This is a genomic window from Thermus thermamylovorans, assembly GCF_004307015.1.
GTDB lineage: Bacteria > Deinococcota > Deinococci > Deinococcales > Thermaceae > Thermus > Thermus thermamylovorans.
Window position 1 is genome coordinate 1 of sequence record NZ_SIJL01000007.1, and the last position, 14,635, is coordinate 14,635.

A 14,635-nucleotide genomic window follows, 5' to 3' on the forward strand; every position below is an offset into this window, starting at 1 on the left:
CATGTGTCTGTCCAGGTTCAGGGTAGCGCTCGCAGCTGCTTCCTTCCCAGTGCCCTGTTGTAGCGTGCGCCACAACGGGGGTCCTAAAGGGACCACGGGTGCCCCCTTTCTCCGGTGGGGTAACCTCCACGCCTAGGCGCTTAGCTACCGGGACCTTTGTCCCTATGATCTATTGCAAAAGCCGGGCCACGGTGCTACGCTGGACACCGAGGCGAAATGCAACGGCCCTTGTTGGTCGCGGCCTTGGTCCTTATGGTGGTGGGCGCTATCGGGCTGGCCCTCCTCCGGCCTTGGTGGTTTGCCCCTTTGGCCTCCAACTGGGGCTCCATAGATCAGATTATCCTCCTCTCCTTGCTGCTCACAGGCCTGGCCTATGCGGCGGTGAACCTGTTTCTGGCCTATTGCATCCACCGCTACCACAAGGGTCCGGCGGAATACATCCCCGAGGAGCCCACCCTGGAGCGCAGGCTCATCTGGATCACCACCTTGGGCATCGTGGTCCTCCTGGCCCCGGGTCTTTACTTCTACGCCCACCTCATCCGACCCCCTAAGGAGGCGCACACGGTGGAGGTCCTCTCCCAGCAGTGGCTCTGGAACTACCGCTATCCGGGCCCTGATGGGAAGCTGGGGCGGGCGGAGGTTAGAAACGCCTCCCCGGCCAACCCCTTCGGTTTGGACCTCGAGGACCCCGCGGCCCGGGACGACATCGTGGTCATCGGCGGTCCCCTGCGTCTGCCCTTGGGAGAGCCCGTACTGCTCCTTCTGCGGGCCAACGACGTCCTCCACAGCTTCTACGTGCCCGAGTTCCGGGTGAAGATGGACGCGGTTCCCGGGATGGTGACCCGCATCTGGTTCACCCCTACGGAAGCGGGCGAGTTTCAGGTAATTTGCGCCGAGTTCTGCGGCATCGGCCACGCCCGCATGCTAGGCCAGGTCCTGGTTCTTCCCCCAGAGGAGTTTCGGGCCTGGCTGCATACCCAGCCCGGCGTGGCCCAGACCCTAGGCCATTAGGGAGGGGAAGCCATGGAGTTTCCCAGTTACCACGACCACCGCGTAGGCCCCGAGCCCAGGAGCTTCTGGACCCGCTACATCTTCAGCCAGGACCACAAGGTCATCGCCATCCAGTACACGGTCACCGCCCTCTTGGTGGGGGTCATCGGCATGGCCCTCTCCTGGGCCATGCGCCTGGAGCTCGCCTTCCCGGGGACCCTGGATGCGGAGCGGTATTACCAGGCCATGACCCTTCACGGCATGATCATGATCATTTACCTGCTCACCGCCCTGCTCCTCGGGGGATTCGGCAACTTCCTCATCCCCCTGATGCTGGGGGCCAGGGACATGGCCTATCCCTTCGTCAACATGCTCTCCTACTGGGTCTACTTGCTTTCGGTTCTGATCCTCCTGGCCTCCTTCTTCGTTCCCGGAGGGCCCACAGGGGCAGGCTGGACCCTCTACCCGCCCCAGGCCATCCTCCGGGGTACCCCGGGGTACGACTGGGGGATCATCCTCATGCTGGTTTCCCTCCTCGTCTTCATCGTGGCCGCCACCATGGGCGGGCTCAACTACGTGACCACCGTGCTCCAGCTCCGCACTAAGGGCATGACCCTGATGCGCATGCCCTTGGCGATTTGGGGCATCTTCATCGCTTCCATCATGGCCCTTCTGGCCTTTCCCGCCCTCTTCGTGGGAGGAGTGATGCTCCTCCTGGACCGCACCCTGGGGACCAGTTTCTTCATGCCCGCCATCCTCCAGTTCGGCCAGCACCTGCCCCATGAAGGGGGTAGCCCTCTCCTATGGCAGCATCTCTTCTGGTACTTCGGGCACCCCGAGGTTTACATCGTCATCCTGCCCGCCATGGGGCTCATCTCTGAGCTGGTCTCGGTGCACGCCAGGAAGCCCATCTTCGGCTACGGCATGATGGTCCTCTCCATGGTGGCCATCGCGGCCCTTTCCTTCGTGGTCTGGGCCCACCACATGTACACCAGTGGTATGAACCCCTACTTCGGTTTCTTCTTCGCTACCACCACCCTGATCGTGGCCATCCCTTCGGCCATCAAGACCTACAACTGGCTCCTCACCCTTTGGCGGGGCAAGATCCAGCTCACCGTGCCCATGCTCTTCGCCATCGCCTTCATCAACACCTTTGTGGTGGGGGGGCTTACCGGGCTTTTTCTGGGCAACGTGATCGTGGATTTCCCCCTCCAGGACACCTACTTCGTGGTGGCCCACTTCCACATGGTCATGGGGGTGGCGGCCATCGTAGCCATCTTTGGAGGCATCTACCACTGGTACCCCAAGGCCACGGGGCGGATGCTCAACGAGACCCTGGGCCAGATCCACTTCTGGGTTACTTTCGTCGGCACCTACCTGATTTTCTTCCCCATGCACTTCATCGGCCTTCTGGGGGTGCCTCGGCGCTACAACACCTTTGAGGGCCTGGCCTTTACCCCGCCCTCGGTGCAGGCCTTGAACGAGTTCATCACCGCCGTAGCCCTCTTGGTGGGCCTGGCCCAGCTCCTCTTCGCCTTTAACCTGGTCTACTCCTACTTCCGTGGGACCAAGGCCCCGGACAACCCCTGGCGGGCGGCCACCTTGGAGTGGCAGGCGCCCACGCCCCCGCCTCACGGCAACTGGGGGCACGAGCCACCCCCTGTGGTCTACCGCTGGGCCTACGAGTACAGCCCCCCGGGGGCCCAGGAGGACTTCATCCCGCAGAACGCCCCGCCGGTGGTAGCTGGGGGCAGCGGGGGGGAAGGCCGTGCCTAGGGTAGAGGAGAGGCCTAGGCCTCCGGTCCGTCGGCCCGGGGGTGGGGAGGGGGGTGGAGGGGCAGGGGGAGGCCAGGAGGCTTTTCCCCTACCCCACCTGGGCCTTCTCGTCATCCTGGCCGCGGTGACCAGCCTGTTCGCCGCCCTGACCAGCGCCTACCTTGTGCGCATGGGCCTGCCCGGCTGGCAAGCCCTGCCCACGCCGCCCCTCCTCTGGCTGAACACCCTGCTCCTTCTCCTGGCCAGCCTAAGCCTGGAAAAGGCGGCGCGGCAGGAGTCCTGGTCCCGGGCCAAGCCCTGGGCCCTAGCCGGCGGGGTCTTGGGGGTGGGCTTTCTCCTCGGCCAGCTCCTCGCTTGGAGGCTCCTCCTCGACTTGGGGTACGCCCCTGCAGGGAACCCTGCCAGTGGCTTCTTCTACCTGATCACCGGTCTGCACGGCCTGCACCTGCTGGGTGGGGTCCTCGCCCTAGCCTGGCCCTTGGCCCGCCAGGGACGGGCCCTGAGGCCCTGCGCCTGGTACTGGCACTATCTGCTTGGGGTTTGGCTCTTCTTCTTGGGCCTCTTGCTCCGTAGCTAGGGAGGGACAGCATGGAGGAAAGGACCCTCAGGCTACCCCGTTTCCTGGCCTACCTGGCCCAGGACTGGACCAGCGACCTCGCCACCTTCAAGGTGGTCTGGGCCAAGGCCATGATGTGGATCTTCCTTCTCTCCGACACCTTTATTTTCGGCTGCTTCCTAGCCGCTTACGCCGCGGCCCGGCTTTCCGCCACCGAGCCTTGGCCCGATGCCGGCAAGGTCTTCGCCCTGCACCTCGGTGGCCAGGAGGTGCCCCTCCTCCTCATCGCCATCATGACCGTGATCCTCATCAGCTCCAGCGGCACCATGGCCATTGCTGTGTACCACGCCTACAACCGCAACAAACCCTACACCGCTCTCTTCCTTGGCCTCACCGCTCTTCTGGGCCTCACCTTCGTGGGGATGCAGGCCTATGAGTGGACCCACCTCATCAAGGATCTGGGCTTCCGCCCCTGGGGTAACCCCATGGGGGCGGCCCAGTTCGGTGCTTCCTTCTTCATGCTCACGGGTTTCCACGGCCTGCACGTGACCGCTGGGGTCATCTACCTGACGGCGGTGGCCGTCCGCGTCCTGAAGGGGGTGTACGACCGGGCAGGGAGCTACGTGGGGGTAGAGGTAGCGGGGCTTTACTGGCACTTCGTCGACCTGGTCTGGGTCTTCATCTTCGCCTTTTTCTACCTCTTTTAGGGGGTGGGTATGGAGCGCGGTTCGGGGATGGCCAGGGGCGAGCAGCACCAGTCCATCGGGGTCTACCTTGCGGTTTGGGGTCTTCTTTTCGTCCTGAGCGCCATATCTTATCTGCTGGACTACTTCCAGGTGGAGCCCATCGGTCTCCGGCGGTTTCTCATCACCGTTTTCGCCCTGTTGAAGGCCGGCCTGATCGTGGCCTATTTCATGCACCTGCGCTTTGAGCGGCTGGGCCTGGTGTACGCTATCCTCCTGCCCCCGCTCCTGCTTCTGGCCCTGGTGGCTATCCTGGTTCCTGAGGGAAGGTATGTGGCCGCGGTGCGCCAGCTTTTCTTTGGTGGGCCTTAGCAGGGCGCTGGCCCACCACACGGACACCCACCTCACCGACTTGGGCCCCGCCTGGTGGGGGGTTTTGGTCATGGCTCCCGTGCCCTTCCTCCTGGTGGGAGGGGTGGCCTGGTACCTCTGGCGGCGCTCTAGGGGGAACAGGGGAAAATAGGGCCATGCGGGCCATGCTGCTTAAGGCGGTGGGGGAGCCCCTGTTCCCGGCGGACCTGCCCCCGCCCACCCCTGGCCCCGGAGAGGTGCTCCTCCGGGTGGAGGCCTGCGGGGTGTGCCGCACGGACCAGCACATCGCCGACGGGGAGCTTCCCCCGCCCCGCCTCCCCCTGGTCCTGGGCCACCAGGCGGTGGGCCGGGTGGCGGGCCTGGGGGAGGGGGTGGTGGGGATAGCCTTGGGGACCAGGCTCGGGGTGGGGTGGCTCGGCGGGGCTTGCGGGGCCTGCAAGTTCTGCCTCCGGGGGCAGGAAAACCTCTGCCCCGGGGCTCGTTTCACCGGTTACCACCGGGACGGGGGGTACGCGGAGTACCTGGTGGTGCGGGCGGAGTACGCCTACCCCTTGCCCGAGGACCTCCCCCCGGAGGCCCTGGCCCCATGGCTTTGCGCGGGCCTCATCGGCTACCGGGCCTACCGGATGGTCCAAGACCGGCAGGTCCTGGGTTTTTACGGTTTCGGGGCCGCGGCCCACCTCCTCCTGCAGGTGGCGCGGCACGAGGGCAAGCGGGTCTATGCCTTTGTCCGCCCGGGGGACGAGGCGGCCAAGGCCTTGGCCCTGGAGCTGGGGGCCTTTTGGGCGGGGGACTCCACGGAAAGCCCGCCCGAGCCCCTGGAGGCGGCCTTGGTCTTCGCCCCCGTGGGGAGCCTGGTGCCCAAGGCCCTGGCGGACACGGAGCCCGGGGGGGTGGTGGTCCTGGCGGGGATCCACATGAGCCCCATCCCCGAGATGCCCTACCGCCTCCTCTGGGAGGAGAGGGTCTTGCGCTCCGTGGCCAACCTCACCCGGGAGGACGCCAAGGCCTTCCTGGAGATCGCCCCCAAGGTGCCCGTGCGGGCGGAGGTGGAGGTCTTTCCCCTCGAGGAGGCCAACCGGGCCCTGGAGGCCCTGCGCCGGGGGCGGCTTAGGGGAGCGGCCGTCCTCCTCCCCTGAGGCGCTCCAGAAAGCGGAGGGCAAAGCCCTCCTCCCGTACCCTGCGCCGGAGGGCCTCCAGGTCCAAAGGCCTCGGGGCCAGGGGCTCCAGGGCCACCTTGGGGAGGGGGGCCTCCTCCAGGAGGGCGAAGAAGGCGGGGTCGGCCCAGGGGGGCACGAAGGCCCCGCTGCGGCAGAGGAAAGCGCGGTGGAACAGGCCCGGCACCGCCCCCCCGGGATCAAAAACCCGCTCTACCGGAACCTGGGGCTCGGGCTCCAGGGCCGGGTCGCGCCAGGGGGGGTAGAAGACCCTGAGCCTTGCTCCCTGGCGGGCGTAGAAGACCATCCAGTCGTCGCAGGCGGGTTCCTCCCCCAAGGGGCGGTAGCCCGCGTCGTGGTGGGCGTCGAAGAGGACCACCTCCCTCACCCCCTCCCGGACCCTTGGGTGGAAGGCCAGGGCGTTGGAGTCGGCGTAGTAGAGCACCGCCCCTTCAACGAAGGCGAAGCGCCGCCAGAACCCCTCCCACCCCCGGGCCTGGGGCAGGGGAAGCCCCCGGAGGAGGAAGGCCAGGGCCCGTTCCTCCCAGGCCTCCAGGAGGTAGTAGGGGGTTTCGAACTGGGCCCAGGCGTAAAGGGGGGCCTGGGGATGGTGAGGGTCTTGGGGGAGGGGGAAGAAGGAGTCGAAGTCCACCACCAAGAGCCGCATACCCACCTCCAGAAGTAGCAAAGCCCCCGCTGCGAGGCGAGGGCTTTGTCCCCGGAGGCTTTACCAGAGGTAGAAGAGCACCACGATGAAGAGCCAGACCGCGTCCACCAGGTGCCAGTACATGCTGGCGGCCTCGAGGGTCCCGTGGTGGTGGAGGGTGGTCTTACCCCTAAGGGCTTGGAGGTAGGCCAAGACCAGGCCGAAGCCGCCGATGAGCACGTGCAGCCCGTGGAGGCCCACGATGGTGAAGAAGGCTGCGGTCCAGAGGTTTTCCTGCCAGCTGGAGTGATGGTAGAACTCCCAGAACTCGTAGGCCTGGAAGAGGAAGAAGAGGGCTCCCAGGATGATGGTGATGAGGAGGCCGAAGCGGAAGGGATGGAAGCGGCCCCGCCTGAGGTCGTGGTGGGCAAAGTGCACCGTGAAAGAGGAACTCACCAGGAAGAAGGTGTTGAGGATGGCCAGCCAGAGGGCGGGCCGCTCCTCGGGGGGCACGGCCGCTCCCGTGAGCCGGAGGTAGAGGTAGCCCGCGATGAGGATGGCGAAGAGGCCCACCTCGGAGACGATGAACCAGGCCATCCCCATCCAGGCGTTGGACTTGCCCGTGACCGTGTGGTGCTCTACGGGATGGCTGTATTCGTCCTCCAGGGCCCAGCGGATCAGGCCGTAGGCGAAGAGGACCAGGAAGAGCCACATCCATACGTTGGGCCAGGGGAGGATGGCCAGGCTCACGAAGAAGGCGAAGAGGGTAGCGGCGGAGTAGAAGGGCCAGAAGGAGCTGTTGGGCAGGTGGATGTGCCTGGGGTCCTCGGGCTTGAGCTCCACCCCCCGCTTGGACCAGTCGTAAAGGGGCCGCTCGGAGGGGAACTCCTTGGGCAGCTGCACGTCAAAGTTGTGGGCCCTGGGCGGGGAGCTGGTGAGCCACTCCAGGGTATAGCCCCCCCAGGGGTTGTCGGGGGCCTTGGGGCCGGAGCGCAGGCTCTTCCACATGGTGTAGATCCAGACCACTCCCCCCAGGCCCAGGATGAAGGCCCCGATGGTGGAGATGAGGTTCAGCTCGGGCCAGCCAGCGATGTCCGCGTTGTAGGTGTAGTAGCGCCGGGGCATGCCCAAAAAGCCCAGGGCGTATTGGGGCAGGAAGGTGACCAGGTAGCCCACCAGGAAGAGCCAGAAGTGGAGCTTGCCCAGGCGGTCGTCGAACATCCGGCCCGTCATCTTGGGCCACCAGTAGTAAAGCCCAGCGAAGGCCCCGAAGGCCGAACCCGCCATGAGGACGTTGTGGAAGTGGGCCACCACGAAGTAGGAGTCGTGGAACTGGTAGGTCAGGGGGGTCATGGCCAGCATGACCCCGGTGATGCCCCCCAGGAGGAAGTTGAAGATGAAACCCAGCACCCAGTAGAGGGGGGTCTTCATCTGCAGGTGGCCGCCCCACAGGGTGCCGATGAGGTTGAAGAGCTTCACCCCCGTGGGCACGGCGATGAGGGCGGTGAAGAAGGCGAAGGCGATCTGGAAGACGTTGGACTCGCCCACGGTGAACATGTGGTGGGCCCAGACCATGGTGCCCAGGACCACGATGCCCATCTGGGCCCAGACCATCTGCTTGTAGCCGAAAAGGGGCTTCCGGGCAAAGGTGGAGGCCACCTCCGCCAGGATGCCCAGGTAGGGCAGGAGCATCACGTAAACCGTGGGGTGGGAGTAGAACCAGAAGAACTGCTGGAAGAGGACGGGGTCACCCCCGATGGCGGGGTTGAACCAGGTGAGGCCGATCTTCCGGTCCAGGAGGACGAGGAGGGTGGCCGCGGTAAGCCCCGCCAGACTGAAGAGGTTGAGGACGCTGGCGGCGAAGACGCTCCACACGTACATGGGCATCTTCCAAAGGCTCATCCCTTGGGCCCGCAGGTTGTAAATGGTGGCGATGAAGTTGGCGTTACCCAACAGGCTGGAGAAGCCCAGGAGGAGGATGGCCGCCATGTAGAAGTTGACGCCGCTTTCCGACTGGGCGGAGAAGGGGTAGTAAAAGGTCCAGCCCACGCTGGGGGCCCCCCCGGGGAAGAAGAAGCTCATGAGGGCCAGGATGATAGCCCCCAGGAAGGCCCAGTAGCTGAAGGCGTTGATGCGGGGCAGGGCCACGTCCCGGGCCCCCAGCATGAGGGGCACCACGAAGTTGCCGAAGCCGGTGAGCCCGGCCTGGATGATGAAGAAGAAGAGCATTGTGGCCCCGTGCAGGGTGAGGATCTGGTTGTACTGCTCCCCCGTGAGCAGGCCGCTGTTGGGCACTGCCAGCTGGGCCCGGATGAGGAGGGAGAAGACCCCGGCCAGGGCAAAGGCGAAAAAGGCGGTGACGGTATAGAGGATGCCGATCTTCTTGTGGTCTACGGTGGTGAGGAGGTCCCAGAGGACCGCCCAGATGTTTGCTTTGGGCTTTGCGGCAACAGCCATCCCGATGCCTCCTTCAGAACCTCGGCAGGGTGCTGAAGTCGAACCCTTCCAGCCTCAGCCCGTCCAGGTAACGCACCAAAGCCTCCAAGTCCTCGTCGGAAAGCTGGGGAAAGCCCGGCATCTGCACCCCCGGCTTGAAGGAGGCCGGGTCGCGGATCCAGGCCTTCATGTTCTCCGGGGTGTTCTCCGCAATGGCCGCTCCCAGGGTGAGGCGGTTGCCCATGAAGCCCAGGTCGGGGCCTATGACCGCCGGGGGCATCTGCCCCTGGATGCCGTGGCAGGCGGCGCAGAACTGGCCGAAGACCTCCTGCCCGCGGGCGTCGGCCACCGGAGGGGTGTAGTCCCGGGCCTCGGCCACGAAGCGCTGGAACTCCTCCTCGGGCACCACCAGGACCCGGAAGAGCATGCGGGCGTGGCTGGCCCCGCAGAGCTCGGCGCAGAAGCCGTAGTAGTGGCCCACCTGCTCGGGTTTGAAGTGTAGAAGGGTCTTTTGTCCCGGAATGGCGTCCCGCTTCCCCGTGAGCCCCGGCACCCAGAACGAGTGGATCACGTCCTTAGAGGTGATCTCCAGGGTCACCGGCACCCCCACGGGCAGGATGAGCTCGTTGGAGTTCCTGAGACCTAGCGCGGGGTAGTGGAAGTCCCACCAGAACTGGTAGCCCACCACCTCCACCTTCATGGCCCCCGGTATGGGCTGGTTCACGAGGATCAGGCTCCTCGCGGTCAGGCCGAAGAGGATGAATACGATGACCAGGGGAATGACGGTCCAGACCACCTCGAGGCGGTCGTTGCCGTGGATCTGGGGGGGTTCCCCCGTCTGGCCGGGTTTGGCCCGGAACTTCCAGGTCACGTAGGCCAGGGCTCCTGCCACCACCCCGAAGACCAGGATGGAGAAGAAGAGCACCCACAGGAGTAGGAAGTTGGTCTCCCGGTTGGTGGCCGAAAAGGGGTGGGTGATGGCCACCCGGTGGGCCTCCTGGGCCAGGACGAAGCCTAGGGGTACCAGCGCCGCCAAGATTCGCCTCATCGTTCCTCCTATACCACCCGGTCCACCGCCATGGCCGCGAAGAGGAGGGCCAGGTACAGCATGGAGTACCTGTACAGGGAAACCGCCGTCCTCCGCTCGGGCTGGCGGTAGAGGGCCAGGCTCTTGAGGATGAGGAGGGCGTTCAGGGCCAGGCTGAAGGAGAGGTAAACGAGGCCCAGCTCGCCCAGAAGGAGGGGCATCAGGGAGATGAGGGCGGTGAGGAGGGCATAGAGGGCGATCTGCATCACCGTGACCCGCTCCCCCAGGACCACGGGCAGCATGGGCACCCCCGCCTGCCGGTACTCGTCCTGGATCAGGAGGGCCAGGGCCCAGAAGTGCACCGGGGTCCAGAAGAAGATGAGGGCGAAGAGGTACCAGGCGAAGAGGCTCAGGTCCCCAGTGACCGCCGCCCAGCCCACCAGGGGCGGGAAGGCCCCCGCTGCCCCCCCGATGACGATGTTCTGCCAGGTGCGCCGCTTTAGGTAGAGGGTGTAGACCAGCACGTACCAGATGAGGCCCGCGAGGGCCAGGGTGGCCGCGAGGAGGTTGGCCCCCCACCCGAGGAGGAGGAAGGCCAGAAGGGCCAGGGCCAAGGCGAAGAGGAGGGCGTCCCGGCTAGGGATCCTCTGGGTGGCCGTGGGCCGCCGGGCGGTGCGCCGCATGCGGGCGTCGATGTCCCGGTCCACCACCATGTTGATGGCGTTGGCCGCTCCCGCCATCATGTACCCCCCCATGGCCACCGCCAGGAAAAGGCCGGTCCCGGGCCAGCCCCCCGCGGCGATGACCATGGCTAGGAGGGTGGTGAGGAGGAGGAGGCTGATCACCCGGGGTTTGGTGAGGGCCAGGTAGTCCTTCCAGGTGGCCCCCCCCGTGCCCCGGTGGACCCCCTGGGGGAGGGGTTCGCCCCCCCAGGGGGCGGCCTGGGGAGTACCCCGGGCCAGGGCCGAGGCGGCCAGCAGGACGAAGGCGAACCAGATGAGGTAGGCCAGGAAGAGGTGCAGGAGCTGGAGGGCGAAGGGGGCCCGCAGCCAGACGTTGGCCAGACCCACCAGGAGCTGCAGGCCGTAAAGGGCCGTGAGGAGGTGGGCGAACCTTTGGGTGGACAGGGAGGGGCGCAGGCGGGCCACCAGGTGGCCGGCGAAGACCACGTAGAGACCCACGCTCACCGCAATCAGGGGGTGGAGGACCCTGAGGCGCACCAGGAAGTGCTCCCCCGGGGTCAGGGAGCGTTCCAGAGCCTCCCGGGTGCTGGCCACGGGGAAGAGGAGGTCCCCCAGGGCGGTGATGGCCCCGCTCATCCCCAGGAAGACCAGCGCCAGGAGACCTAGAAGAAGGCCGATGCTCACCGCCCCTTGTCCCTTAAGGGCCAGGGGCGCCCCGCCGGAGGCCCACCAGGCGGTAAGGAGCAAGGCCGCCAGCAGGAAGTAGGTGTTCGCCAGGTGGACCATGTGGACCACGGCCCGTTCGGTGCTGATGTTGTCCGCCACCCAGCCGAAGAGGACCAGGGCCGCCCCCACCAGGCTTTCCGTGACCATGAAGAACAGGGAAAGCCCGGCGCCGAAGCGCACGGGGTGGCCCTTGGGGAAGAGGCGCAGGGCCAGGATGAGGAGCGCTAGGGCTCCCAGAAAGGCCAGGCCTGAGGTGGCCCGGTGGGTGAACTCGATGAGGGTCTCCACCTCAGGGCTTCTGGGGATGACCTCCCCGTTGCAGGTAGGCCAGTGGGAGCCGCAACCGGCCCCCGAGCCCGTGATCCGCACGAAAGCCCCCCATAGGGCCACCAGGACGGTCCAGAGGAATACACCCCAGGCCAGGCGTCTGAAGCGGTCTTGGTTCATACCGGACTCGCCCCCCAGACGGTAGCGCCTACCATTCTGCCAGAAAGCTTCGCCGGGGGGTGAGGTACATTTGTCCCTCGCATCTCCTCACCCAGGAGCCTAATACCCCCTTGCCCTATTTGGCAAGGGGCCGAGGGGTCTCCTGGGGCAGGCGACCCGCCCTCTTTTCGGGAGGGGACTTGCCCCATCCTATGCCCCTTTGGGCCCCGCCTGCCGGATGGCCTCCGTCACCCCATCGGCATATTTTTGGAAGTTATCTTGAAAGAGCGCGGCTAGCTTCTGGGCCTGGCGATCGTAGGCCTCCGGGTCGGCCCAGGTCTCCCGGGGGTTCAGAAGCTCTTGGGGGACACCCGGCACCTCTAGGGGCACCTCAAAGCCGAAGACGGGGTCCTGGCGGTAGGGAACCCCCTCGAGGGCCCCGCTCAGGGCTGCTCCCAGGAGGGCCCGGGTGAGGGGCAGGGGGAAGCGCCGGCCCACCCCGTAGGGCCCCCCGGTCCAGCCGGTGTTCACCAGGTAGACCCGGGGGGCGTGCCTTTGGATCTTCTCCCCCAGCATCCGGGCGTAGACCCCAGGGTGCATGGGCAGGAAGGGGGCCCCGAAGCAGGCGGAAAAGGTGGCCTTGGGCTCGGTGACCCCCCGCTCCGTTCCCGCCACCCGGGCGGTGTAGCCGGAGAGGAAGTAGTACATGGCCTGCTCCGGGCTGAGGCGGGCGATGGGGGGCAGGACCCCGTAGGCGTCGGCGGAGAGGAAGAAGATGGCCCTGGGGTGGCCGGCCATCCCCGAGTCCACCACGTTCTCCAGGTGGGCGATGGGGTAGGAGGCCCGGGTGTTTTCCGTCTTGGTGTCGTCGTCCCATTCCACCCGGCGGCTTTCCGGATTCACCACCACGTTCTCCAGAATGGACTCAAACTGGTTGGAGGCCCGGAAGATGAGGGGCTCGTGTTCCTCCGAGAGGCGGATGACCTTGGCGTAACACCCCCCCTCGAAGTTGAAAACCCCCTCCTCGCTCCAGCCGTGCTCGTCGTCGCCGATCAGGGGGCGCTGAGGGTCGGTGGAAAGGGTGGTCTTGCCCGTGCCCGAGAGGCCGAAGAAGAGGGCCACGTCCCCCTCCTGGCCCACGTTGGCCGAGGCGTGCATGGGGAAGACCCCCCTTTTGGGCATGAGGTAGTTCATCACCGTGAAGATGCTCTTCTTGATCTCCCCGGCGTACTTGGTGCCCACGATGAGCACCAGCCTCCGGGCAAAGCTGATGCCCACGAAGACCTCGCTTTTGGTGCCGTCCCGCTCGGGGTCCGCCAGGAAGTGGGGAGCGTGGACCACGGTGAAGCCAGGGACGAAGCGCTCCACCTCGTCGTCCAGGGGGAAGCGGCGGGGCAGGAGGAACATGTTGCGGGCGAACAGGGCGTGCCAAGGGCTTTCCGTCACCACCCGCACCGCCAGGCGGTGCCGCCGGTCCGCCCCGGCGTAGAGGTCCTGCACGTAGAGGTCCCGCTCGGAGAGGTGCTGGGCCACCCGGGCGAGGAGGGCCTGGAAGGCCTCAGGGGCGAAGGGTTGGTTCACCTCCCCCCACCAGATCTCCTCCTCCACCTCGGGCTCCCGCACCACGAACTTATCCCGGGGGCTTCTTCCGGTGTAGGGGGTGGTGTCCACCACCAGGGGCCCCTTGTGAGCCAGGAAGCCCTCCCCCCGGCTCAAGGTGTGCTCCACCAAGACGGGGGATGCCGCGTCCCAGAACACCCTCTTTTTTGGCTCTATACCTATGTAACTCAGGCGGTCCATCCGGGCCTCCTCGTGTCCAGGGTATCACGGGCAGGATTTCCCAGCTTCCAACTACCCCTCCTCCCCGTACCCCGGCCGTCCCAGGAGGGCGAAGGTGAGGCGTTTGCCCAGCTCCACCCCGGGCTGGTCGAAGGCGTTCACCCCCCAAAGCTCCCCCAGGAAGGCGGTCTGCCACATGAGGTGCTGCAACAGCCAGCCCACCGCGTAGGGGGAAACCTCCGAAAGGTAAAGGGTATAGACCCGCTGCCCGGCCTCGGCCAGGGCCCGGTAGGTGGCCTCGGCCTCGGCCTTGAGGAGCGCGAAGAGGCCCTTGCCGAAGAGGTAGCCCGCCTCCGCCTCCAACCCCGCCACCTCCGGCAAGGGTAGGTCCTCCGCGGCCCTTTCCGGCACCACCAGAACGATGAGCTTGTCCAGGGGGCCTTCCCGGAAGAGCTGCACCTGGGCGTGCTGGTCGGCGGGGCCCAGGGCGGGGACGGCGGTGGTGCCCACGCGGTTGCCCTCCCGGTCCTGCTTCCCCAAGGACTCGTCGTGGAGCTGGACGAACCAGGAGGGGAGGTGTTTGAGCCGTTCCGAGTAGACCATGAAGACGGTCACGGGCAGGTGGCGGTGGAGGTGCTGGAGGAGGGCCGTTTGTAGGGGAAGGCTTTGCTCTAAGGGAGCCAGGGCCAGCTCGTTGGCCTTCCTCGCCCCCATGAGGAGGGCTTCCAGGTCCGCCCCGGCGAAGGCCAGGGGCAGGAGCCCCACGGGGGAGAGCACCGAGTAGCGCCCCCCCACGTTCTCGGGGATGGCGAAGGTCCTGAGCCCCTCCCGCTCCGCCAGGGCCCGGAGGGCTCCCCGCTGGGGGTCGGTGGTGAGGACCAGGTGCCGCCGCCACCCCTCCCCCAGGCTCTTCTGAAGCCAGTTGAGAAAGATCAGGAGGGCGGCCAGGGTCTCCGCGGTGGCCCCGGACTTGGAGATGGCGTTCACCAGGGTCTTCCGGGGGTCCAGGGTGCGGAGGAGCTTCCGGACGGGTTCGGGCTCCACGTGGTCCACATAGTGGAAGCGCACGCCGCTTTCGTTGAAGGCGGCCTCCAGGGCCTTGGGGCCTAAGGCGCTTCCCCCGATCCCCAGGAGGACATAGTCCTCCACCCAAGGGTGGGCCTCGCGGTAGCGGCGGATCTCCCGGAGGGTCTCCGTGTCCTCGGGGAGGCCCATCCAGCCCAGCATGGCCCCCGGGGCTTTGTTCTTGGCCAAGAGGCGCTCCCGGGCTTCCAGAAGGTCTTTTTCGTAGACCTTCAGGGCCTTGGGGAAGCCTTTGAGGAAGCGGGTGTCCAGGCGGAGCATGGATCTATGCTACCCAAGAAGGGGAGGCCTGGGG

13 protein-coding genes are annotated in these 14,635 nt (G+C 66.4%); 7 read left to right on the forward strand and 6 right to left on the reverse strand.

Translation table 11 applies throughout. The features are described 5' to 3' along the window. The first annotated feature begins 351 nt into the window (after positions 1-351). From ETP66_RS06535 to ETP66_RS06560, 7 genes are read left to right on the forward strand one after another with little or no spacing between them, the layout of a single operon-like run. Positions 352-1,011: a cytochrome c oxidase subunit II gene (locus ETP66_RS06535; protein WP_236630107.1), complete on the forward strand. Its 660-nt coding sequence runs from the start codon at positions 352-354 to the stop codon at positions 1,009-1,011. A 12-nt stretch (positions 1,012-1,023) separates the two neighbouring features. Next, positions 1,024-2,766, forward strand: a complete 1,743-nt coding sequence (gene ctaD, locus ETP66_RS06540) for a cytochrome c oxidase subunit I (protein WP_130841748.1) — start codon at positions 1,024-1,026, stop codon at positions 2,764-2,766. Then, on the forward strand, positions 2,759-3,343 hold the full coding sequence (locus ETP66_RS06545) for a cytochrome c oxidase subunit 3 family protein (RefSeq protein ID WP_130841750.1): 585 nt from the start codon (positions 2,759-2,761) through the stop codon (positions 3,341-3,343). Before ctaD (ETP66_RS06540) ends, ETP66_RS06545 begins: the two co-directional genes overlap by 8 nt. A gap of 11 nt (positions 3,344-3,354) precedes the next feature. Further along, a complete protein-coding gene (locus tag ETP66_RS06550; protein WP_130841752.1) occupies positions 3,355-4,029 on the forward strand; it encodes a cytochrome c oxidase subunit 3 in 675 nt (224 codons plus the stop codon). 9 nt (positions 4,030-4,038) lie between these two features. After that, positions 4,039-4,377, forward strand: coding sequence for a cytochrome C oxidase subunit IV family protein (locus ETP66_RS06555; RefSeq protein ID WP_130841754.1), 339 nt, complete (start codon positions 4,039-4,041; stop codon positions 4,375-4,377). After that, the gene (locus ETP66_RS11930) at positions 4,367-4,528 is read left to right on the forward strand and encodes a hypothetical protein (protein WP_161569070.1); all 162 of its coding nucleotides are present in this window, start codon (positions 4,367-4,369) and stop codon (positions 4,526-4,528) included. The genes ETP66_RS06555 and ETP66_RS11930 overlap by 11 nt, the downstream gene beginning before the upstream one ends. 4 nt (positions 4,529-4,532) lie before the next feature. Further along, the gene (locus tag ETP66_RS06560) at positions 4,533-5,516 is read left to right on the forward strand and encodes a zinc-dependent alcohol dehydrogenase family protein (protein WP_130841756.1); all 984 of its coding nucleotides are present in this window, start codon (positions 4,533-4,535) and stop codon (positions 5,514-5,516) included. Here ETP66_RS06560 and ETP66_RS06565 read toward each other — a convergent pair. The 6 genes from ETP66_RS06565 to pgi form a co-directional block, all read right to left on the reverse strand. Beyond that, complete coding sequence (locus tag ETP66_RS06565; protein ID WP_130841758.1) at positions 5,488-6,201, reverse strand: hypothetical protein; 714 nt, start codon at positions 6,199-6,201, stop codon at positions 5,488-5,490. The genes ETP66_RS06560 and ETP66_RS06565 overlap by 29 nt on opposite strands. Positions 6,202-6,261: 60 nt before the next feature. Then, positions 6,262-8,637, reverse strand: a complete 2,376-nt coding sequence (ctaD, locus tag ETP66_RS06570; protein WP_130841760.1) for a cytochrome c oxidase subunit I — start codon at positions 8,635-8,637, stop codon at positions 6,262-6,264. A 13-nt stretch (positions 8,638-8,650) separates the two neighbouring features. Beyond that, entirely contained in the window at positions 8,651-9,664 is a 1,014-nt protein-coding gene (gene coxB / locus ETP66_RS06575; RefSeq protein WP_130841761.1) for a cytochrome c oxidase subunit II, read from the reverse strand. Between the two features lie 8 nt (positions 9,665-9,672). Next, a complete protein-coding gene (locus ETP66_RS06580; protein ID WP_130841763.1) occupies positions 9,673-11,499 on the reverse strand; it encodes a heme o synthase in 1,827 nt (608 codons plus the stop codon). A gap of 189 nt (positions 11,500-11,688) precedes the next feature. Further along, complete coding sequence (gene pckA / locus ETP66_RS06585) at positions 11,689-13,278, reverse strand: phosphoenolpyruvate carboxykinase (ATP) (protein ID WP_130841765.1); 1,590 nt, start codon at positions 13,276-13,278, stop codon at positions 11,689-11,691. Between the two features lie 51 nt (positions 13,279-13,329). Continuing rightward, positions 13,330-14,601 carry a glucose-6-phosphate isomerase gene (gene pgi, locus ETP66_RS06590; RefSeq protein WP_130841767.1) on the reverse strand — a complete coding sequence of 424 codons (1,272 nt, stop codon included), beginning with the start codon at positions 14,599-14,601 and terminating at the stop codon, positions 13,330-13,332. Positions 14,602-14,635 lie beyond the last annotated feature (34 nt).

Bases quoted from the DNA above. Each gene is read 5' to 3' on its own strand.
- ctaD (WP_130841748.1), top strand. From the start codon at position 1,024: ATGGAGTTTCCCAGTTACCACGACCACCGCGTAGGCCCCGAGCCCAGG.
- ETP66_RS06550 (WP_130841752.1), top strand. From the start codon at position 3,355: ATGGAGGAAAGGACCCTCAGGCTACCCCGTTTCCTGGCCTACCTGGCC.
- ETP66_RS06555 (WP_130841754.1), top strand. From the start codon at position 4,039: ATGGAGCGCGGTTCGGGGATGGCCAGGGGCGAGCAGCACCAGTCCATC.
- ETP66_RS06560 (WP_130841756.1), top strand. From the start codon at position 4,533: ATGCGGGCCATGCTGCTTAAGGCGGTGGGGGAGCCCCTGTTCCCGGCG.
- ETP66_RS06565 (WP_130841758.1), bottom strand. From the start codon at position 6,201: ATGCGGCTCTTGGTGGTGGACTTCGACTCCTTCTTCCCCCTCCCCCAA.
- ctaD (WP_130841760.1), bottom strand. From the start codon at position 8,637: ATGGCTGTTGCCGCAAAGCCCAAAGCAAACATCTGGGCGGTCCTCTGG.
- coxB (WP_130841761.1), bottom strand. From the start codon at position 9,664: ATGAGGCGAATCTTGGCGGCGCTGGTACCCCTAGGCTTCGTCCTGGCC.
- ETP66_RS06580 (WP_130841763.1), bottom strand. From the start codon at position 11,499: ATGAACCAAGACCGCTTCAGACGCCTGGCCTGGGGTGTATTCCTCTGG.
- pckA (WP_130841765.1), bottom strand. From the start codon at position 13,278: ATGGACCGCCTGAGTTACATAGGTATAGAGCCAAAAAAGAGGGTGTTC.
- pgi (WP_130841767.1), bottom strand. From the start codon at position 14,601: ATGCTCCGCCTGGACACCCGCTTCCTCAAAGGCTTCCCCAAGGCCCTG.